Raw genomic sequence first — 21176 nt, 5'->3', positions numbered from 1 at the left:
GTTATCCTGTGTTTATGAATTACTTTTTGTTGCCAACTGCGCTATCGAGCCATTCAGAGAAATCTTTGCCCAATACCGGATGACGAACACCGTACTCAACGAAAGCCTGCATGTAGCCCAGTTTGTTACCACAGTCATGGCTGACGCCTTTCAGGTGATAAGCTTCAACAGTCTCTTTTTCCATCAGCATAGCAATAGAGTCAGTCAGCTGAACTTCGCCGCCTGCACCTGGAGGCGTCTTCGCCAGCAGTGGCCAGATATCAGAAGAGAGCACATAACGACCTACAACGGCCAGGTTTGAAGGCGCTTCTGCCGCTTTAGGCTTCTCAACCACACCGACCATTGGCGCGCTGTCGCCTGGGTTCAGTTCGGCACCCTGGCAATCGACCACACCGTACGCGGTAACATCGGCAACCGGCTCAACCATGATCTGGCTGCGGCCAGACTCTTCGTAACGGCTCAGCATCTCTGCCAGGTTATCTTTGGTTGGGTTAGATTCGTACTCGTCGATGATGACGTCTGGCAGGATAACGGCGAAAGGCTCATTACCGATCAGCGGGTGTGCACACATAACAGCGTGGCCCAGACCTTTTGCGATACCCTGACGGACCTGCATGATGGTGACGTGTGGCGGGCAGATTGACTGGATTTCATCCAGCAGCTGACGCTTAACGCGTTTTTCCAGCATTGATTCCAGTTCGAAGCTGGTATCAAAGTGGTTTTCGATGGCATTTTTTGATGAATGCGTTACCAGCACAATTTCATTGATGCCCGCAGCAATACACTCGTTAACGACATACTGAATTAACGGCTTATCAACCAGCGGTAACATCTCTTTTGGAATCGCTTTGGTCGCTGGAAGCATACGCGTACCCAAACCCGCTACCGGGATTACCGCTTTTTTTACTTTGGTATTATTGGCAGACATTAAGATACCTCTCTCATAGGCCGTTCAAGTTAATACTTGATATGTCGGTTTAAAATCGAAAATGAGTATATCAGTTACTCTCGGACGGATTTATCCTGGAAGGCATGAAACCGTCGAAATTAAGACTATTACCCAACTGTAAAGCTAAACTCTGGCCCTGTGTTCAGCGCCAGAATCTCACTGTTTTTTACCCCTACTCTTCCGTGGAAAGCATCAGCCGGATGCGTCCTCCTGCGCCCCAGACGTGGCATTGCCAGTTCTCTGCGCGCTGACTGATCTGGTTAAGGTGGGTACTGCCCATAGTGCCAAGCGGGACACCATTACTGAGCTGAATCTGATGAGCGTGAACGTGAAGTGTGGCGTTTAACCCGGCTGAGACCAGGATCAGGTTTTTCAGACCGCGATGGTAATAGCCCACCAGCAGAGGGAACTGGCCGCTGAGGTTCGCCTGACGCAGCAGCAGATTGACCTGTCTGAGCAGACCGTTAAGCTCCGGCAGGCGCTGTTTCTGCCCGCTGAGCTGCTCCTGCAGCAGGCCGTTGAACAGCGCACGCAGCAGCAGCGCCGCCAGTACGCCATTGTCCCCGGCGCGCGTCACGTCGAGGCAGTAAAAGGCCAGATCCCTGTCGGAGAGCGCCGCGATGTCGAGCACCAGGCCGGGCTGCTCCGCCATCGTTAACTGACGGTAGTTCACCCGGCAGTTAGCAATGGTCTGCTGCACCGGCGGCTGCAGCTGCTTGAGCAGCTTAGCGGCGGCCTGCGGGTCGCGAACCAGCGCATCCCAGTCCTGGAACAGCTGCTCATCCTCTTCCACTTTGGAAGTGAACATCGAGGGATAGAGGCACTCATAGACCGCTTCACGGAAGCGTTCGAAATTTTTTAATGGCTTAAGCAGCACATCCTGCACCCCAAGACGCAGCACATGGGCGATATCAGACATGTTCTCGGTGGCCGAGACGATCAGAATCGGTACCACGTTGCCGCGGGTACGAATATGCTCAACGAACTGGATCCCACTCATGCGGGGCATCTCCAGATCGCAGATAATCAGGTCGACAGTATGCTGTTGTAGTTGTGCAATTGCTTCCAGACCATCTTCCGCTTGTAACGTCACAGCACCCATCGATAACAAAAATTGGTCCAGCAACGAACGGAAAACAGCCTCATCTTCGACAATGAGTATCTTTTTGCCGAGTAGTGGTTTTTCCATTCTTTCCCCCTGCGTACCAGATATTTCAATAGTGGTTCATAAAACGCAGTTGCGCCTTTCAGAATTGCCCAAAGTCACCGCTTTGAATGAACAACCTGATTATCTGCCACGGACCAGTGGTAATAGTTCATCCATTTTCTTCTCTACGGCGGCCCTGCCTGCCTCAATCGCTTCTTCAGCCCGATGAAAGTCCAGCGTTGAAATCTGCGGACAGACCGGCTGGATCAATACGTCGGGTGGATCGCCTGCCATCCGATTTCTTTTCAGACGATTCTCCAGCACCTGGATAGAGGTCGACATGATCTCCATCGCGCCGGGTGACTGCGAAGCCCGACGCTGGGTGAAACTCACCAGCCGCTGTCGGAGCTTTCCGCCCCAGCTTAAGGCCGCTGCGGCCGCTTCTTCTTCACTGTTCTGAGGCGTGACGGAAAAGAGATCCTGCTGCATGAGATGCGCGTCATGCTGTAAGTCCACGGCGATCACAATGTCTGCCCCCAGGGCCCGGGTCAGTGAAATCGGCACCGGATTGACGACGGCACCATCCACCAGCCAATACCCATTGTAGCCCACGGGCGGTAATAAACCTGGCATACTGCAGGAAGCCCGAACGGCCTGATGCAGCCCCCCCTCCGTCAGCCAGAGTTCACGGCCGGTGCTGAGGTTGGTTGCCACCACGCCAAAGGGTTTGTGGCACGCTTCGATAGCATCATTCGGAATAAGCTGACGGACATGATTAAACACCCGCTCCCCGCGTAACAGGCCGCCACGCTGCCAGGAGACATCCATCAGGCGAATCACATCCCAGTAGCGGAATGCACTGACCCATTTTTCCATCAGCGGCAGGCGATGATTGACATAGGCAGATCCCACCAGCGCGCCCACAGAGCAGCCAGCGACGACGTCGATCTCAATACCTGCACGCTCCAGCGCATTAATCACGCCAATATGTGCCCATCCTTTGGCGGCTCCTGACCCCAGAGCCAATCCAATTTTTACCTTTCTCATTTGTACCTGGTCCTGCCGTCAATACGTAGCGTCACAACGTGGGGTCCGCTAACATAGCGCGCTTCTGAAATCGACTCATCATTCTCTGGAGATAATGTGTCAAAAATCTGCCCATGCTGTAGCGGGGAGCAGTATAGCGTATGTTGCGAGCCCTTTCTGCAGGGTAAACAGATTCCTGTTACAGCTGAACAACTTATGCGATCCCGCTATTGCGCCTATGTTGAGCATAATGCGGACTATCTGGTTGCAACCTGGCACCCTGACAAACGCCATCCGGGCCTGTCCGGGCTTTTATCTGAAAGTTTTCCGGGCACCGAATGGCTTAGCCTGAATGTAACCTGTTGTAATCATGGACGCCACGAGAACGAAGCCTCTGTGACCTTTTTTGCGCGTTATCGCGAGAAAACGAACATTCATGCCATTCATGAGTGTTCACGCTTTCTTCGCGAGGATCAACGCTGGTACTATGTTGACGGTACCGCGCCCTCAACAGGCCGTAACGATCCCTGCCCCTGCGGCAGTGGCAAAAAATACAAAAAATGTTGTGGCTGAGCTGACGGCTGCCCAACGGTTTCACCCTTAATGCTTTGACAGGACTCTGATTGAGATGCAAGCGCAAACCATGCAAAGAAAAGTTTTACGAACCATTTGTCCCGATGCAAAAGGTCTGATCGCCAAAATCACCAATATCTGTTACAAGCACGAACTGAATATCGTGCAGAACAATGAGTTTGTTGATCATCGCACCGGGCGCTTTTTCATGCGCACCGAGCTGGAAGGGATTTTTAACGACAACACACTGCTTGCCGATCTCGACAGCGCCCTGCCTCAGGGTTCGGTACGTGAACTGCACAGTGCCGGCCGTCGTCGCGTCGTCATTCTGGTCACCAAAGAGGCGCACTGCCTGGGCGATCTGCTGATGAAAAGCGCATTTGGCGGTCTGGACATGGAAATTGCAGCGGTCGTGGGCAACCACGATACCCTGCGTTCGCTGGTCGAGCGCTTCGATATTCCGTTTGTGCTGGTAAGCCATGAAGGGTTAACGCGTGAAGAGCACGACAACCGCATGGCAGAAGAGATTGACCGCTATCAGCCCGATTACGTCGTGCTGGCGAAATATATGCGCGTGCTGACGCCGGCCTTCGTGCAGCGTTACCCGAACCAGATCATCAACATTCACCACTCGTTCCTGCCCGCCTTTATCGGCGCCCGTCCTTATCACCAGGCGTATGAGCGTGGGGTGAAGATCATCGGGGCGACTGCGCACTATGTGAATGACAATCTCGATGAAGGCCCGATCATCATGCAGGATGTGATCAACGTCGATCACAGCTATACCGCGGATGAGATGATGCGAGCCGGTCGTGACGTCGAGAAGAATGTCCTGAGCAATGCGCTGTACAAAGTACTGGGGCAGCGTGTGTTTGTTTACGGTAACCGGACGATCATTCTTTAATCAGCCAGCGCACTGAATTGACTGCAGATTCAGCGCTACGCGTAAAAAGTGGGCAAACAGTTACTGTTTTGTCAGTGGGCGCTTTACACCCTTATCGCATTTGGTATGATGCGCCCCGCTTTACGCAATAACGATTCAGGCCATGGTGGGATTCCCGAGCGGCCAAAGGGAGCAGACTGTAAATCTGCCGTCACAGACTTCGAAGGTTCGAATCCTTCTCCCACCACCATCTGAATCTGCATTCGCGTAAGCCAGCCATATCCCAGGTGGGATTCCCGAGCGGCCAAAGGGAGCAGACTGTAAATCTGCCGTCACAGACTTCGAAGGTTCGAATCCTTCTCCCACCACCATCTTCTGTAAAACACCCTATTTACCTTCCGACATCGTTGTCTCCTGATACTTCGGGGAGAGCAATGAGAATCTTCGATCCGGCTTCCGTTATCCCTGCCCTTTCCTTTCTGCTGTAATTCTCCGCCTGTTCCGCCATGACTTTTTCAGCAAAAATCGCTACCATCTTCGCCCATCACTTGCTGAACAATGGTCGAACTCATGAAATTTGTTTCATTTAACATCAACGGTTTGCGTGCCCGCCCGCATCAGTTAGAGGCGCTCGTCGAACAGCATCAACCCGATGTTATCGGTCTGCAGGAAACCAAAGTCCATGACGACATGTTCCCGCTGGAAGAGGTGTCAAAGCTCGGCTATCACGTCTTCTATCACGGGCAGAAAGGCCATTACGGCGTCGCGTTGCTGACCAAAGCTCAGCCGGTCTCTGTCAGCCGTGGCTTCCCGGGTGACGACGAGGAGGCCCAGCGCCGTCTGATTATCGCAGAACTTCCCAGCCCGGTCGGCGATATCACGGTGATCAACGGCTACTTCCCGCAGGGTGAAAGTCGCAACCACCCGACCAAGTTTCCCGCCAAAGAGAAGTTCTACCGCGATCTGCAGCGTCTGCTGACCGACGATCTGCCTGCCGATAAGCCGGTGCTGATTATGGGCGATATGAATATCAGCAGCACCGACCTGGATATCGGTATCGGTGAGGAAAGCCGCAAGCGCTGGCTGCGCACCGGCAAGTGCTCTTTCCTGCCGGAAGAGCGTGAGTGGATGGACCGCTTGCTGGGCTGGGGTCTGGTAGATACGTGGCGTGAGCAGAATCCGGCGGTCGCCGATCGCTTCTCCTGGTTCGACTACCGGTCTAAAGGCTTCGATGACAACCGCGGACTGCGCATCGACCTGCTGCTGGCCAGCAAAAACCTGGCCGCGCACTGCGTGGAGAGCGGCATCGACTATGAGATCCGGCGCATGGAGAAGCCGTCTGACCACGCGCCTGTCTGGTCAACTTTCCGCTTTTAAGTAACGGTCGCGTGGCCGAACGCCACGCGATGATTATTTCACAATCTTCCAGATCAGATTGTTGGTGCCCAGCGATTGCTCATCACGGGCACACTGCAGCAACACGCCCTCCGATTTCACCACCGCGCCTTCTGTGTAGTTACGGTTTTCGAAGATGCAGCAGCGCAGACAGTCCGGCTGACGACGCTCTGCCTGCATCCAGGCTTCCGGCGGCAGATCCACCACCACATCCGTGTTCGTCCCATTGTTACCTGGTGGCATCGACTGATAACGGCCGTTAGCCTGCGCCAGCCCGCTCGCCAGCGACAGGGCCACGACCACTAAAACTGAATAACGCCTCATTCCGTCTCCTTTACTTTACGCCTGGTTTTGCGCACCGGACGTTTCTGTCCGGTGGACGGTAATCCCCGAAATGCATGCGCCGCAGGCTGCTGCCGCGCCTGCTGAATCAGGCCGGTCAGGGTCTGAACCAGCGGCTGCATAAAATCATCATAGCGGCACGCCTTTTCACTGATGCGCGTCAGTGTCGATTCCCACTGCGCCGTCATATCGGGGCGCGCTGCCAGATCGGGCAGGGAGTGAATCAGGGCGCGTCCGGCCTCAGTTGAGTGGATATAACGCCCCTTTTTCACCAGGAAGCTACGACGAAACAGGAGTTCGATGATCCCCGCGCGCGTGGCTTCCGTTCCTAAACCATCGGTCGCACGCAGCACTTTCTTTAATTCTTTATCCTGAACGAAACGCGCGATGCCGGTCATCGCAGAGAGAATGGTGGCGTCGGTAAACGGCCGCGGCGGCTGAGTCTGCTTCGCCACTACTTCACCCCGTTCGCACAGCAGTTCATCCCCTTTGGTCACCACCGGCAGCGGCATCCCATCGTTCTCCTCATCCCGCTCTTTGTTGCCCAGCAGCGCGCGCCAGCCCGCCTCCGCAAGAAAACGCGCTTTCGCCACGAATTTTCCGCCCGCGATATCAAGATCGATGACACATTTGCGGAACACCGCATCCGGGCAGAACTGCATCAGATACTGCCGCGCCACCAGCTCATAGATGTGCTGTTCGTTTTCGGTGAGCGTCACCGCACCGGATCGGGCGGTCGGAATAATGGCGTGGTGAGCATCCACCTTCTTATCATCCCAGCAGCGGTTCCGGCGATCGGCATCGAAATCGGCCGGTGGCGTCAGGGCGGACTGGGGCGACTGAATTGCCTTTAACACCGCATGACGCCCGGCAAAATGCTCTTCCGGCAGATAGCGGCTGTCCGAACGCGGATAGGTGATCAGTTTGTGGGTTTCATACAGGCGCTGACAGGTATCCAGCACCGTCTGCGCGCTCAGTCCGTAGCGTTTTGCCGCCTCAATCTGCAGGCTGGACAGCGAGAATGGCAGCGGCGCCACCTCATTTTCCCGCTTATCGCTGTAGGCAGAGACGATCGCAGGCTGGCCGGTGATGCGCGCCACCACATGATCGGCCAGCGCGCGTTTCAGCAGTCGGCCCTCTTCATCCTGCCAGGGTTCACAGGCGTCGCTGGGGATCCAGCTGGCGACAAACCGGGCGCCCTCCGGCGTCACGATATGCGCTTTCACTTCGAAGTAATCTTTGGGAACGAAGTTCTCGATCTCTTCATCGCGTCGCACCACCAGCCCCAGCACCGGCGTCTGAACCCGGCCCACTGACAGCACGCCGTCATAGCCCGCGTTGCGGCCCAGCAGCGTCCAGGCGCGGGTCATGTTAATGCCATAGAGCCAGTCTGCACGGGCACGCGCCAGTGCAGAGACGCAGAGCGGAATGAACTCGCGGTTTTCACGCAGCCGGTTAACGGCCCGGTCCACCGCCTGCGGGTTAAGGTCGTTGATCAGACAGCGCTGCACCTTACTGCGCTTTTCAGCCGACAGATTCAGGTAGTCGAGCACCTCATCCACCAGCAACTGCCCTTCCCGATCCGGGTCACCGGCATGCACCACTTCCGTGGCCTGCGCCAGCAACCCTTCCACCACTTTCAGCTGTTTCGCCACCGAGGGACGCGGCTGCAATCGCCATTTCTCCGGGATGATCGGCAGGTCGGCCAGCGACCAGCGCGCATAGCGGCTGTCATAAGTGTCAGGCTGCGCCTGCTCCAGAAGGTGCCCTACACACCAGGTGACAATCTGATCGTTACCGCAGGCAATAAAGCCCTCACCGCGTCGGTGCGGTTTCGGCAGCACATCTGCGATAGCACGCCCAAGGCTCGGTTTTTCCGCAATAAACAAACGCATTGAATCAGGTAATCCTTAACATCAGGGGGAACGCGGTGAAACCGGTTGTCCGCTGTCGGTTTGACTCTTGAGGCTATGTTAGCCTGGCAGGGACGCAGGTGTAAGCATGACGCACGGCCTTAGCGATCGTTCGCACAGGAACCGTGCAAACGGCAGGGAAAGAAATCGCCCTGCCGGAAGCGTGAGGCAGGTCAGAAGTAGCGCACAAACGGCGCGGTATCGGGCGGCAGGACCGTGGTGCTGGATTTCAGCTGCGGAGTGCCAAGATAGAGGAAGCCGACGATGGCATCCTGCTCGCGGCAGCCGAACCCCTGCCGTACCCGCTCGTCGTCGGTCCAGACACCGCTGCGCCAGATGCCGTTAAAGCCCTGCGCGACCGCCGCCATCTGCATGGCCATGACGGCACAGCTGGCCGAGGCGATCTGTTCCCAGCGCGGCACTTTGTGGTGCGCTTCGCAATGGGCCACGACCGTAATAATCATTGGCGCACGGAACGGTGCCTGACTCGCCTTGTTAATCCCCTTCTCATCCAGCTGTTGATCGCGTGCGGCCTGCTCCAGCAGCTGGCTCATCCGGTCGCGCCCTTCACCTTCTACAATAATAAAACGCCAGGGTTGCAGCGTGCCGTGGTCCGGGGCGCGCATGCCCGCACGCAGAATATTTTCCAGTGCGTCGCCCGCCGGGGCCGGTTCCGTCAGGCGTGAAGCCGAACGTCGGTTGACCAGTAACTCCAGTGCGTCCATGTTTCTCTCCCGATCTCTGTCATGTTGCCATTATCCTGGCACAGGCAGATTTTTTGTAACAGTACGCAGTGATTTCCTGCTGACTTTTAACACGCTGCTCTTTAGGATGAGCTCGTCGGGGAAGCCCGGGCCGCGCGGCGGCCACTTCCTGCTACATGAATATGGAGAGTCGGATGCGCACATTGTGGCGAATAATTGCAGGTCTGTTCCGCTGGAGCTGGCGGGTACTGAATTTTATCAGGGAATTTATTCTGAATATTTTCCTGATCTTTTTGATTGTGATAGGTGTCGGGATCTGGCTGCAGGTCAGCGGCTCCGGCGGCAGTTCAGCGCCGATTCAGCAGGGCGCGCTGAAGGTGGATCTCAGCGGTGTGCTGGTCGATAAACCCTCGGTCAGCAACCGCCTGAGTAAAATCGGTCGTCAGCTGCTGGGGGCCAGCAGTGATCGTCTGCAGGAAAATTCACTGTTTGATGTGGTTGATGCGATCCGTCAGGCCAAAGATGACAGCAACATCAAAGGCATGGTGCTCGACCTGCGTGAGTTTGCCGGTGGCGATCAGCCTTCACTGCAATATGTCGGCAAGGCGCTGCGTGAATTCCGCGACAGCGGCAAGCCGATTTATGCCCTGGGCGACAGCTACAGCCAGGCGCAGTACTATCTGGCCAGCTACGCTACCCGCATCTATCTGTCGCCGCAGGGCACGGTCGATCTGCACGGTTTCGCCACCAACGGTCTCTACTACAAAACGCTGCTGGAGAAGCTGAAAGTCACCTCGCACGTCTTCCGCGTCGGAACCTACAAGTCGGCGGTCGAGCCTTTCCTGCGTGACGATATGTCTCCGGCTGCACGGGATGCTGACAGCCGCTGGATCGGTCAGCTCTGGCAGAACTACCTGAATACGGTCGCGGCTAACCGCCAGATTACGCCCGAGCAGCTCTTCCCGGGCGCGGCGGCGATCATTGCCGGACTGAACGCGGTTAAGGGCGATACGGCGCAGTACGCGCTGGACAATAAGCTGGTCGATGTGCTGGGGTCGCGTGCAGCGGCCGATCAGGCGCTCATCAAGACCTTTGGTCTGGATAAGCAGAGCAACGACTATCGCAGCGTCAGCATCTATGACTATCCGGTGAAACAGGCCGCCACGCAGCAGGATGGCAATATCGCGGTGATCATGGCCAGCGGCGCCATCATGGATGGCGAAGAGACGCCGGGCAACGTCGGTGGCGACACCACGGCGGCGCAGATCCGCGATGCGCGCCTCGATCCGAAGATCAAGGCGATCATCCTGCGGGTTAACAGCCCGGGCGGCAGCGTCACCGCGTCGGAAGCCATTCGTGAGGAGCTGGCGGCGGCGCAGGCAGCCGGTAAACCTATCGTGGTCTCGATGGGCGGAATGGCCGCTTCCGGCGGCTACTGGATCTCAACGCCAGCCAGCTACATCGTGGCGAACCCCAGCACGCTGACCGGTTCGATTGGTATCTTTGGCGTGATCAACACGCTGGAGAACAGCCTGGACAGCATCGGTGTTCACACCGATGGCGTAGCGACCTCGCCGCTGGCAGATGTCTCCACCACCAAAGCTCTGCCGCCGGAAGTTCAGCAGCTGATGCAGCTGACCATCGAAAACGGCTATCGTAACTTTGTCGGCCTGGTCGCGAAATCGCGTCACAAAACGCCTGAGCAGATTGATGCGATTGCCCAGGGCCACGTCTGGACCGGCAGCGATGCCAAAGCCAACGGTCTGGTCGATGCGCTGGGTGACTTCGACGATGCCGTGAAGAAAGCGGGCGAGCTGGCGAAGGTGAGCAAGCCGCAGCTGAGCTGGTATCAGGATGACCCGAGCTTCCTGGATATGATGCTGGGCCAGATGAACGCCTCTGTGCAGGCCATGCTGCCGGCGACGCTGAAAGCCTGGCTGCCGGCACCGATGCTGGATGTCATGAGCGCGATGAAAGCGCAGCCGGGTCTGTCTGACCATCTGAACGATCCACAGAACCGTTACGCCTTCTGCCTGAACTGCGGCGAAGTGCGATAAACCTCGCAGCCCGGCCGCTGGTCGGGCTGCTTTTCCCCGCTATTCCCCTTATACTGCGCCTTTTATGGCGAGTCTGAGTTCTCTAATGCAAAAGAAAAACATCTACGTAGCCTACACGGGCGGGACCATCGGTATGCAGCGTTCGGCGCAGGGCTATATTCCGGTTTCCGGTCACCTGCAGGAGCAACTGGCAAACATGCCGGAGTTCCATCGCCCCGAGATGCCTGATTTCACCATTCATGAATATCAGCCGCTGATCGACTCCTCCGATATGACGCCGCAGGACTGGCAGTCTATCGCCGAAGATATCCGGCAGAACTACGATCGCTATGATGGTTTTGTGATCCTGCACGGCACGGACACCATGGCGTTCACCGCCTCGGCGCTCTCCTTCATGCTGGAGAATCTGGCCAAACCGGTGATCGTGACCGGCTCGCAGATCCCGCTGGCGGAGCTGCGCTCAGACGGTCAGCAGAATCTGCTGAACTCGCTCTATGTCGCCGCCAATTATCCGATTAACGAAGTGTCGCTGTTCTTCAACAACACGCTCTATCGCGGTAACCGGACCACAAAAGCGCATGCCGACGGCTTCAACGCCTTTGCCTCGCCGAACCTCTCCGCGCTGCTGGAAGCGGGCATTCATATTCGCCGCCTCAATACGCCGCCCGCCCCTGCCGGCCAGGGCGCGCTGAAAGTGCACACCATCACGCCACAGCCCATCGGCGTGGTGACCATCTATCCGGGGATCTCCGCAGATGTCGTGCGTAACTTCCTGCGCCAGCCCGTCAAAGCGCTGATCCTGCGCTCATACGGCGTCGGCAATGCGCCACAGAACAAAGAGTTTCTGGCGGAGCTTCATCAGGCCAGCGAGCGTGGCATCGTGGTGGTCAACCTGACCCAGTGTATCTCTGGCAAAGTGAACATGGGTGGATATGCCACCGGCAATGCGCTGGAACATGCCGGGGTGATCAGCGGATTTGACCTGACGGTGGAAGCCGCGCTGACCAAGCTACACTTCTTACTGAGTCAGGATCTCTCTGCCGATCAAATTCGCGCGAAGATGCAGCAGAACCTGCGCGGCGAACTGACTGAAGACTGACACGGAGCAACATGTAATGAAGCGGGCTCTTATCATTATTGATATTCAGAACGATTTCTGTCCCGGCGGCCCGATGGCCGTTCACGAAGGGGACCACACCGTTGAGGTGGCGAATCGTTATGCGCGGCTGTTCCATGAGCGGGGCGAGTGCGTGCTGGCCTTACAGGACTGGCACCCGGCCGACCACGGCAGCTTTGCCTCCGTCTCCGGCGAGCCGGTCTACACGCTGGGTGAGTTAAACGGGCTGGCTCAGATCTGGTGGCCCGATCATGGCGTTCAGGGGTCGGCGGGTGCGGACTTCCATCCAGACCTGGATCGCTCGCTGTTCGATGCGACGTTCCATAAAGGACAGGATCAGGATGTCGACAGCTACAGCGCCTTTTTTGATAATGGCCACCGTCGCAAAACCGAGCTGGATAGCTGGCTGCGCGAACGCGGGATCACCCATCTGGTGATGCTGGGTCTGGCGACCGATTACTGCGTTAAATACAGCGTGCTGGATGCGCTGGAGCTGGGGTATCACGTTGAGGTGGTCAAAGAGGGTTGTCGCGGCGTCAACCTGAACCCGGAAGACAGCGAGGTTGCCTTTGCGCAGATGACCGCGCAGGGAGCGATCCTCATCTGATAAAAAAAGCTGGCAGGAGGCCAGCTTTTTTTTCGCCATCAGTGCAGATGGATGCGGGTGACGTCGGAGTCGATGCCGAACTCCTCCTTCAGCTCTTTTTTCGTCTTCATCACCATCTCGCCGCCCTTGCCGATGGTCATATGCTGCGGCGCATCGTTGTGCCTGGCCTGCCACATCATCACCAGTTGCAGACAGTTGTCGCGCTGCTCCTGCGTCAGCGCCACGCCATCCGGCCACTTGCCAATCTCAACCGCCGTGGCCAGCCGCTGGTAGACTTCGGGCGTCATTGACGCAAGCATCGCTTCGAGTTGTTCCTTCATCGTCTTACCCTTTGGTCTGGACGCCCTGCTCATCGGTGAAATTCAGCGAGGCGGAGTTAACACAGTAGCGTTCGCCGGTCGGTTGCGGGCCATCCGGGAAAACATGGCCCAGATGCGCATCACAGCTGCCGCAACGAATTTCGACGCGCTGCATGCCGTGGGAGTTATCGTCGATATAGCGAATCGCATCGTCACTGACGGGCTCGTAAAAACTCGGCCAGCCACAACCTGAATCATATTTGGTTTCAGAGAGGAAAAGAGGCGCCTCGCAGACCAGGCAGTGATACATCCCTTCCTGCTTGTTGTGCAGCAGTGCGCCGCTGTAAGGCGGTTCCGTTCCGCGTTGCTGAGTCACGTATCGCTGCATCTCGGTCAGCTGCGCAATTTTTGCTTCGGGTGCGGTGTCTTTAACCATTTTAAGATTTCCGGGCAGTGCCATTCTGAAAAATTCGACTATTATTCTAACAAATGATCAACATAACCCGGGTCTTTTTTTGTGCTCACCCTCTCACCTGGTCGCCCGCTAAGCGGATTTGTGACTTCGATCACCTTTTCTCCGAAGCATCCCTATATATTCGGCGATTGATTCGGCGAAGCGCGATATCATTGGCGGTGCGCAAGCGGTTGCGCACCGAATAATTCCTCTCAGGCGAATTGATTTGTCGCAACAATTGACACGATTCCGCTTGACGCCTGGTAAGGTTTTTGTAATTTTACAGGCAACCTTTTATTCACTAACAAATAGCTGGTGGAATATATGACTATCAAAGTAGGTATCAACGGTTTTGGCCGTATCGGTCGCATCGTTTTCCGTGCTGCTCAGAAACGTTCTGACATCGAAATCGTTGCTATCAACGACCTGCTGGACGCGGATTACATGGCGTACATGCTGAAGTATGACTCTACTCACGGTCGTTTCGACGGCACCGTAGAAGTTCAGGATGGCGCACTGATTGTAAACGGTAAAAAAATCCGTGTTACCGCTGAGAGAGATCCTGCCAACCTGAAGTGGGATGAAGCAGGTGTTGACGTTGTTGCTGAAGCAACCGGTATCTTCCTGACCGACGAAACCGCGCGTAAACACATCACCGCAGGTGCTAAGAAAGTCGTTCTGACCGGTCCATCTAAAGATGACACCCCAATGTTTGTTCGTGGTGCAAACTTCGACAAATACGAAGGCCAGGATATCGTTTCTAACGCATCCTGTACCACTAACTGCCTGGCTCCGCTGGCTAAAGTGATCAACGACAAGTTCGGTATCGTTGAAGGTCTGATGACCACCGTTCACGCGACCACCGCAACCCAGAAAACCGTTGATGGCCCGTCTCACAAAGACTGGCGCGGCGGCCGCGGCGCATCGCAGAACATCATCCCTTCATCAACCGGCGCAGCGAAAGCAGTCGGTAAAGTTCTGCCAGAGCTGAACGGCAAACTGACCGGTATGGCTTTCCGCGTTCCTACGCCTAACGTGTCCGTTGTTGACCTGACCGTACGTCTGGAAAAAGCGGCTTCTTATAAAGAGATCTGTGCAGCGATTAAAGCCGCAGCAGAAGGCGAGATGAAAGACGTGCTGGGCTATGTTGAAGATGACGTGGTTTCCACCGACTTCAACGGCGAAGTCCTGACTTCAGTCTTCGATGCGAAAGCAGGTATCGCGCTGAACGACAACTTTGTGAAACTGGTTTCCTGGTACGATAACGAAACTGGCTACTCAAACAAAGTTCTCGACCTGATTGCACTGGTTTCTGCTAAATAAGGCAGCCAGACAGCATTGAGAATAAGGGCGACTTCGGTCGCCCTTTTTTTGATCCGTACAGGAAGGAATCGAACATGCAAGAAAAACTGTTTTCTCTGCCGGTAGTCACACAGATCTCCCCTTACCTTTCGCAGCGTCAGGCGGGCGACCTGCCGACGATTGTGGTGAGCCATCCCAGGGTCCGGGCGGCCATTACGCTGCAGGGTGCGCATCTCATCGCCTGGCAGCCCAGCGGTGAAAAACCGGTGCTCTGGCTGAGCGACAAGAGCCTGTTCGCCCCCGGCAAGGCGATTCGCGGCGGTGTGCCGATCTGCTGGCCCTGGTTTGGCCCGGCGGGCGAACCGGCGCACGGGTTTGCCCGTACCCAGCCGTGGAAACTGACCGCCCACGATGAAAACGAAGAGGGCGTGATGCTGACGCTGGTGCTGGAGAGCAATCCTCAGACCCTGAAGCTGTGGCCGCACGCGTTTACCCTGATCGCCCGCTTCCGCCTGGGTCAGCATTGCGAAATCGAGCTGGAAGCCTATGGCGACTTTGACGCCACAGCGGCACTGCACAGCTACTTCACCGTCAGCGATATTCAGGGTGTCGAGGTTTCCGGACTGGGCAACAGCTTCATTGATAAGGTCAATGAGGGACAGGTGGGCAGCAGCGACGGCAAACAGCGCTATCCGGGCAGAGTTGACCGCATCTTTACCGCCCCGCAGGATTGCGCCGTCATCAACGATACCATGGGTCAGCGCCAGATCGAGGTATATCACCACCATCACAGTGACGTTGTCACCTGGAATCCGGGCGTGGAACTCTCCTGCAGCATGGCCGATATGGCGAACGAAGGCTACAAAACCATGGTCTGTGTGGAAACCGCGCGTATCAGCAAACCGTTGCGCAGCGCGGGTGAAAAGCCAGCACGGCTGGCCACGACCTTCCGCCTGAAGAAGAAAGCCGCCGCCAGCGACAAGGCGGGCAGCTAAACAATATCCAGCGGTACGCGATGCTGCGGCGCTGGCCAGGCACGATCGATGCGGGCCAGCTCCTCATCAGTCAGTTTCACCTCCAGCGCTGCCGCATTTTCCTGAACGTGAGCGACAGAGCTGGCTTTAGGAATGGCGATTACCCCCTGCTGGCGAACCACCCAGGCCAGCAGGAGTTGCGCCACGCTGATGCCCTTTTGCTGTGCAATCTGCGTCAGAAGGGGATCGCTGAACAGCGATTCCCGTAAGCGGCCGGCCTGGGCCAGCGGGCAATAGGCCATGACCGGCATCCCGCGCTGCTGACAGGCGGGCAGCAGCGCGGACTCAATGCCGCGTGACGCCAGATGATAGAGCACCTGATTAGTTGCGCAGTGATTTCCGCCGGGTTCATCCCACAGTTCCGCCAGATCCTCTGTATCAAAGTTTGAGACGCCCCAGTGGCGGATTTTGCCCTGCTGCTGCAGACGTTCCATAGCGCGCAGAGTCTCTTCCAGCGGAATGTTGCCGCGCCAGTGCAGCAGATAGAGGTCGAGGTAATCTGTCTGCAGGCGGCGCAGGCTGCGCTCGCAGGCGTCGATGGCATCCACTTCCCCCGCGTTCCACGGATAGACCTTCGAGACCAGCAACGCCTGTTCGCGCCGTCCGCGCAGCGCCTCGCCGACCACCTCTTCTGCCCCGCCCTCCGCATACATCTCGGCGGTATCGATAAGCCGCAGCCCGCAATCCAGTCCGGCCTGCAGTGCCGCGACTTCAGCGGCCCGCTGCGAGGCGGTTTCGCCCATGTACCAGGTGCCCTGACCGATGACCGGCAGCGTATCGAATCCGGCAAAATTTATCGTGTTGCGCATTCTGCTCTCCCGCCCCGTTTCAGGGCCCCATAAAAAAACAGAGGGCCATAAATGCCCTCCTGTGGTGCGTTATCAGAAGCTGTAGCTGACGCCTGTCCAGAGGGTCGTCTGCCCGCTCTTCTCAATCATCGGGCTGTCTTTGATTTCACTGTCGAAGCGGGTGTAGCGACCGGTCACGCCGATGTTCCACTGCGTCGCAATCTGATAGCTGGCGCTCAGCTCAACATAGGGCGACCAGCTGTCATCCGGGTTATAGCGGCGGATACCGGTCCGCGCGCTTTCGTGCCCGGACACGCCATAGTAATAACGGTTCTGATTGGCACTGTTCCACATCGCACCGATACCCGGGGTCAGGCTGAAATCCCCCATCTGGAAACGGTAAAGGTAGGTCAGATCCCAGATCATGCCGTTGCTGTTGTTCAGGACATCACCCAGCAAGGCGGTGCGGACGATCCCCCAGTCTGCGGTATGACGGTAGGTCAGGCCGCCCATCAGCGTCATGCGGCGCTTATCCAGCCCTTTCATATCGCCCAGGTCGTTGTCGCTGGGTTTGTACTCCTGCGGTGAACCCAGCAGCGTCAGCGACAGCTGGTCCTGCGGATCTTTCCAGAGGTAGTAGCCGCCCTGCAGGCTGCGGAACCAGAAGTTTTCACCTTCATAGTTGATCACCGGAACCGGCAGATAGTGGTCCTGACCGCCACGGTAAGGCGACTCGGCGTAGATGACCGATGCGCCCACGGAAAGCGGAGCGGCATTGGCCTGCGGCATCAGTAAATAACAGGGCAGAAGGGCAACAAGCGTCTTAAATTTGAATTGGTTCACAATTTATTCATTCCATAAATATAACAATCAAACAGGAAGTCTAACGGTTTTTTACGACTGGATTAACTTATATCGAAATCCTTTAAGCCGCTCATCAACTAAAGTGGCATTAAAGGTTAAAAACACGTTAAGTTAAAGCATCAGCAATTTGAACTCATCTCACAACAAACCCAATTACTTTTGAACACTCTCCTTTTCACCCTAACCCATGGAGGAAATTTCCTAGAAGCCATCTACAGTTAGAAGTAACAGCAGAGATTTTGACCGAGCAGAGTAACCACAAAAGTTGTGTATACCGATAAAAAAGATCAGGTTGGCATAAGGGTTGCTGTACTCAACAAAGAATATCTTCCGGGAGCTGCTACAAGTCTCTAATTACGCTCCTTACCTGTGCTAAAAACGAAAGGACGGGCATCGCTATGAATATATTCGATCACTATCGTCAGCGTTATGAAGCTGCCAAGGACGAAGAGTTCACACTGCAGGAATTTCTTGCCATCTGTAAGCAGGATCGCAGTGCATACGCCAACGCGGCAGAACGACTGTTAATGGCTATCGGAGAGCCGGTTATGGTCGACACTGCCCAGGAGCCACGCCTTTCCAGAATATTTTCCAACCGTGTGATGGGACGCTATCCGGCGTTCGAGGAGTTTTACGGCATGGAGGAAGCGATTGAGCAGATCGTCTCCTACCTGAAACATGCCGCTCAGGGACTGGAAGAGAAGAAACAGATCCTCTATCTGCTGGGTCCGGTGGGTGGCGGTAAATCCTCGCTGGCAGAACGGCTGAAGTCGCTGATGCAGCGGGTGCCGATCTATGTGCTGAGCGCCGATGGCGAGCGCAGCCCGGTGAATGACCATCCGCTCTGCCTGTTCAATCCTCAGGAAGATGCGCATATTCTTGAAAAAGAGTATGGCGTGCCGCGTCGTTACCTGGGCACCATCATGTCGCCGTGGGCGGCCAAGCGCCTGCACGATTTCGGTGGCGACATTTCACGCTTCAAGGTCGTGAAGGTCTGGCCGTCGATTCTGGAGCAGCTGGCGATTGCTAAAACTGAGCCAGGCGATGAGAACAACCAGGATATCTCCGCGCTGGTCGGTAAAGTGGACATCCGCAAACTGGAAAACCATGCCCAGAACGATCCGGATGCGTACGGCTACTCCGGCGCGCTCTGCCGCGCGAACCAGGGCATCATGGAATTCGTCGAGATGTTCAAGGCTCCGATCAAGGTGCTTCACCCGTTACTGACGGCGACCCAGGAGGGGAACTACAACGGGACTGAGGGGATCTCAGCGCTGCCCTTCAACGGCATTATTCTGGCGCACTCCAACGAATCGGAGTGGGTTACGTTCCGCAATAACAAGAATAATGAGGCGTTTCTCGACCGCGTTTACATCGTTAAGGTGCCCTACTGCCTGCGGGTCTCCGAAGAGATTAAAATCTACGACAAGCTGCTTGCCCACAGTGAGCTGGCGACCTCGCCTTGCGCGCCCGGCACGCTGGAAACCCTGGCACGCTTCTCCATTCTGTCGCGTCTGAAAGATCCCGAAAACTCCAGCATCTACTCCAAGATGCGGGTCTATGACGGCGAGAGCCTGAAAGATACGGATCCGAAAGCGAAATCCTGGCAGGAGTACCACGACTACGCCGGTGTGGATGAGGGGATGAACGGGCTCTCGACCCGCTTCGCCTTTAAGATCCTGTCGCGGGTATTTAACTTCGACCACGCCGAAGTGGCGGCGAACCCGGTGCACCTGTTCTACGTGCTGGAGCAGCAGATCGAACGCGAGCAGTTCCCGCAGGAGCAGGCAGAGAAGTACCTTGAGCACCTTAAAGGCTATCTGATCCCGAAATATGCGGAGTTTATCGGCAAAGAGATTCAGACGGCCTATCTGGAATCCTACTCTGAATATGGTCAGAACATCTTTGACCGCTATGTCACCTATGCCGATTTCTGGATCCAGGATCAGGAGTACCGCGATCCCGATACCGGCCAGCTGTTTGACCGTGAATCGCTTAACGCAGAGCTGGAGAAAATCGAGAAGCCTGCCGGCATCAGTAACCCGAAAGATTTCCGTAACGAGATCGTCAACTTTGTGCTGCGCGCCCGGGCACACAATAACGGTCGCAATCCGAACTGGACCAGTTACGAAAAACTGCGCACCGTGATCGAGAAGAAAATGTTCTCCAACACGGAAGAGTTGCTGCCGGTCATCTCGTTTAACACCAAGACCTCGACGGATGAGCAGAAAAAACATGATGATTTTGTCGATCGCATGATGGAAAAAGGCTATACCCGCAAGCAGGTTCGTCTGCTCTGCGAATGGTATCTGCGTGTGCGTAAATCGTCCTGATCAGAGTCTGTAAGCTTGCCGGTAAGTGATACCGGTCTGAAAAGGTCGGGTTCGCCCGGCCTGCTTACAATGTAGTTTGGGGGAATACCATGGCCTATTTCATCGATCGCCGGCTTAACGGCAAAAACAAGAGCGCGGTCAACCGCCAGCGCTTCTTGCGCCGATACAAGTCACAAATCAAGCAGTCGATCTCCGAGGCCATCAATAAACGCTCGGTGACCGACGTAAGCAGCGGTGAGTCCGTCTCTATCCCGATTGACGACATTAATGAGCCGATTTTCCATCAGGGCCGCGGCGGCAACCGCCATCGGGTCCATCCGGGCAATGACCATTTTGTTCAGAATGACCGCGTCGAACGCCCGCAGGGCGGCGGCGGCGGTGGTGGCAGCGGTCAGGGCAACGCCAGTCAGGATGGTGAAGGCCAGGATGAGTTCGTCTTTCAGATTTCCAAAGATGAGTATCTGGACCTGCTGTTCGAGGATCTGGCGCTGCCTAACCTGCGCCGGAATCAGCATCGCCAGCTGAACGAGTACAAGACCCACCGCGCCGGTTTTACTTCTAACGGCGTGCCGGCCAACATCAGCGTCGTGCGGTCGCTGCAGAACTCGCTGGCGCGGCGTACGGCGATGACAGCGGGCAAACGCCGGATGCTGCACGAACTGGAGGAAACCCTGCAGGAAGTGCAGAAAAGCGAACCGGCCCAGCTGCTGGAGGAGGAGCGGCTGCGCAAAGAGATCGCCGAGCTGCGTGCGCGCATTGACCGGGTGCCCTTTATCGACACCTTCGATCTGCGTTACAAGAACTTCGAGAAACGTCCGGAGCCCTCCAGCCAGGCCGTGATGTTCTGTCTGATGGATGTCTCCGGCTCCATGGATCAGGCCACCAAGGATATGGCAAAACGCTTCTATATCCTGCTCTACCTGTTCCTGAGCCGCACCTACAAAAATGTGGATGTGGTCTATATCCGCCATCACACCCAGGCGAAAGAGGTCGATGAACAGGAGTTCTTCTATTCGCAGGAAACCGGCGGCACCATCGTCTCCAGTGCCCTCAAACTGATGGATGAGGTGGTCAAAGAGCGATATGACCCGGCGCAGTGGAACATCTATGCCGCGCAGGCGTCCGATGGCGACAACTGGGCCGATGACTCCCCGCTCTGCCATGAAATCCTGGCGAAGCAGATCCTGCCGGTGGTGCGGTACTACAGCTATATCGAGATCACCCGCCGGGCCCATCAGACGCTGTGGCGCGAGTATGAACATCTGCAGGCGACGTTCGATAACTTTGCCATTGAACATATCCGCGAGCCGGAAGATATCTATCCGGTATTTCGATCGCTGTTTCATAAGCAGGCAACGGAAGCCTGACGCCACAGCGGGGCGAAAATGC

21 protein-coding genes and 2 tRNA genes are annotated in these 21176 nt (G+C 56.2%); 12 read left to right on the top strand and 11 right to left on the bottom strand.

Annotated features, from left to right (window positions below):
- Positions 1–19: 19 nt before the first annotated feature.
- The 3 genes from galU to rssA all read right to left on the bottom strand — a co-directional run bounded on the left by galU (position 20) and on the right by rssA (position 3143).
- On the bottom strand, positions 20–928 hold the full coding sequence (gene galU / locus J1C59_RS08615; RefSeq protein ID WP_111140034.1) for a UTP--glucose-1-phosphate uridylyltransferase GalU: 909 nt from the start codon (positions 926–928) through the stop codon (positions 20–22).
- A gap of 193 nt (positions 929–1121) precedes the next feature.
- Entirely contained in the window at positions 1122–2138 is a 1017-nt protein-coding gene (gene rssB / locus J1C59_RS08610; RefSeq protein ID WP_128084063.1) for a two-component system response regulator RssB, read from the bottom strand.
- A 99-nt stretch (positions 2139–2237) separates the two neighbouring features.
- A complete protein-coding gene (rssA, locus tag J1C59_RS08605) occupies positions 2238–3143 on the bottom strand; it encodes a patatin-like phospholipase RssA (RefSeq protein ID WP_128084064.1) in 906 nt (301 codons plus the stop codon).
- A gap of 96 nt (positions 3144–3239) precedes the next feature.
- Here rssA and J1C59_RS08600 point away from each other — a divergent pair, with 96 nt between their 5' ends.
- The 4 genes from J1C59_RS08600 (at position 3240) to J1C59_RS08585 (ending at position 4949) form a co-directional block, all read left to right on the top strand.
- On the top strand, positions 3240–3695 hold the full coding sequence (locus J1C59_RS08600; RefSeq protein ID WP_111140031.1) for a YchJ family protein: 456 nt from the start codon (positions 3240–3242) through the stop codon (positions 3693–3695).
- A 55-nt stretch (positions 3696–3750) separates the two neighbouring features.
- A complete protein-coding gene (purU, locus tag J1C59_RS08595; RefSeq protein ID WP_111140030.1) occupies positions 3751–4599 on the top strand; it encodes a formyltetrahydrofolate deformylase in 849 nt (282 codons plus the stop codon).
- A gap of 144 nt (positions 4600–4743) precedes the next feature.
- Positions 4744–4828, top strand: a tRNA-Tyr gene (locus J1C59_RS08590).
- A 36-nt stretch (positions 4829–4864) separates the two neighbouring features.
- Positions 4865–4949 (top strand) — tRNA-Tyr (locus J1C59_RS08585).
- Between the two features lie 20 nt (positions 4950–4969).
- Here the strand turns inward: J1C59_RS08585 and J1C59_RS08580 are convergent.
- Entirely contained in the window at positions 4970–5113 is a 144-nt protein-coding gene (locus J1C59_RS08580; RefSeq protein ID WP_158086882.1) for a hypothetical protein, read from the bottom strand.
- 35 nt (positions 5114–5148) lie between these two features.
- Between J1C59_RS08580 and xthA the strand changes: the two genes are divergently transcribed.
- On the top strand, positions 5149–5955 hold the full coding sequence (xthA, locus tag J1C59_RS08575) for an exodeoxyribonuclease III (protein WP_128085559.1): 807 nt from the start codon (positions 5149–5151) through the stop codon (positions 5953–5955).
- Between the two features lie 33 nt (positions 5956–5988).
- On the opposite strand, the gene J1C59_RS08570 is transcribed toward xthA, so the two are convergent.
- The 3 genes from J1C59_RS08570 to J1C59_RS08560 form a co-directional block, all read right to left on the bottom strand.
- Complete coding sequence (locus J1C59_RS08570) at positions 5989–6297, bottom strand: YnjH family protein (RefSeq protein WP_128085560.1); 309 nt, start codon at positions 6295–6297, stop codon at positions 5989–5991.
- Positions 6294–8210, bottom strand: a complete 1917-nt coding sequence (locus J1C59_RS08565) for a DNA topoisomerase III (protein WP_128085561.1) — start codon at positions 8208–8210, stop codon at positions 6294–6296. The genes J1C59_RS08570 and J1C59_RS08565 overlap by 4 nt, the downstream gene beginning before the upstream one ends.
- A gap of 191 nt (positions 8211–8401) precedes the next feature.
- Positions 8402–8953, bottom strand: a complete 552-nt coding sequence (locus J1C59_RS08560; protein WP_128085562.1) for an NAD(P)H nitroreductase — start codon at positions 8951–8953, stop codon at positions 8402–8404.
- Positions 8954–9126: 173 nt separating this feature from the next.
- Between J1C59_RS08560 and sppA the strand changes: the two genes are divergently transcribed.
- The 3 genes from sppA (at position 9127) to pncA (ending at position 12713) form a co-directional block, all read left to right on the top strand.
- Positions 9127–10989, top strand: a complete 1863-nt coding sequence (gene sppA / locus J1C59_RS08555) for a signal peptide peptidase SppA (RefSeq protein WP_128085563.1) — start codon at positions 9127–9129, stop codon at positions 10987–10989.
- 85 nt (positions 10990–11074) lie between these two features.
- Positions 11075–12088 carry an asparaginase gene (gene ansA / locus J1C59_RS08550; protein WP_128085564.1) on the top strand — a complete coding sequence of 338 codons (1014 nt, stop codon included), beginning with the start codon at positions 11075–11077 and terminating at the stop codon, positions 12086–12088.
- Positions 12089–12104: 16 nt separating this feature from the next.
- Positions 12105–12713, top strand: a complete 609-nt coding sequence (pncA, locus tag J1C59_RS08545) for a bifunctional nicotinamidase/pyrazinamidase (protein ID WP_128085565.1) — start codon at positions 12105–12107, stop codon at positions 12711–12713.
- A 38-nt stretch (positions 12714–12751) separates the two neighbouring features.
- Here the strand turns inward: pncA and J1C59_RS08540 are convergent, their stop codons facing one another.
- Entirely contained in the window at positions 12752–13033 is a 282-nt protein-coding gene (locus J1C59_RS08540) for a YeaC family protein (protein WP_128085566.1), read from the bottom strand.
- A gap of 4 nt (positions 13034–13037) precedes the next feature.
- On the bottom strand, positions 13038–13448 hold the full coding sequence (gene msrB / locus J1C59_RS08535; RefSeq protein WP_128085567.1) for a peptide-methionine (R)-S-oxide reductase MsrB: 411 nt from the start codon (positions 13446–13448) through the stop codon (positions 13038–13040).
- Between the two features lie 342 nt (positions 13449–13790).
- On the opposite strand from msrB, the gene gapA reads away from it, so the two are divergent.
- Together gapA and J1C59_RS08525 are read left to right on the top strand one after the other, a co-directional pair.
- Positions 13791–14789, top strand: coding sequence for a glyceraldehyde-3-phosphate dehydrogenase (gapA, locus tag J1C59_RS08530; protein ID WP_046101933.1), 999 nt, complete (start codon positions 13791–13793; stop codon positions 14787–14789).
- 74 nt (positions 14790–14863) lie between these two features.
- Positions 14864–15763 carry a D-hexose-6-phosphate mutarotase gene (locus J1C59_RS08525; RefSeq protein WP_128085568.1) on the top strand — a complete coding sequence of 300 codons (900 nt, stop codon included), beginning with the start codon at positions 14864–14866 and terminating at the stop codon, positions 15761–15763.
- Here the strand turns inward: J1C59_RS08525 and J1C59_RS08520 are convergent.
- Positions 15760–16611, bottom strand: a complete 852-nt coding sequence (locus J1C59_RS08520; protein WP_128085569.1) for an aldo/keto reductase — start codon at positions 16609–16611, stop codon at positions 15760–15762. The genes J1C59_RS08525 and J1C59_RS08520 overlap by 4 nt on opposite strands.
- A 72-nt stretch (positions 16612–16683) precedes the next feature.
- A complete protein-coding gene (locus tag J1C59_RS08515) occupies positions 16684–17433 on the bottom strand; it encodes a MipA/OmpV family protein (protein ID WP_140917259.1) in 750 nt (249 codons plus the stop codon).
- 419 nt (positions 17434–17852) lie between these two features.
- Here J1C59_RS08515 and yeaG point away from each other — a divergent pair, with 419 nt between their 5' ends.
- Positions 17853–19787, top strand: a complete 1935-nt coding sequence (gene yeaG, locus J1C59_RS08510) for a protein kinase YeaG (RefSeq protein ID WP_111141829.1) — start codon at positions 17853–17855, stop codon at positions 19785–19787.
- A gap of 89 nt (positions 19788–19876) precedes the next feature.
- A complete protein-coding gene (locus J1C59_RS08505) occupies positions 19877–21154 on the top strand; it encodes a YeaH/YhbH family protein (RefSeq protein ID WP_128085570.1) in 1278 nt (425 codons plus the stop codon).
- Positions 21155–21176: the final 22 nt, after the last annotated feature.

Origin of the sequence: Pantoea deleyi, assembly GCF_022647325.1 — a bacterium.
Lineage (GTDB): Bacteria > Pseudomonadota > Gammaproteobacteria > Enterobacterales > Enterobacteriaceae > Pantoea > Pantoea deleyi.
This window is presented reverse-complemented; position numbering and strand designations above follow the sequence as displayed.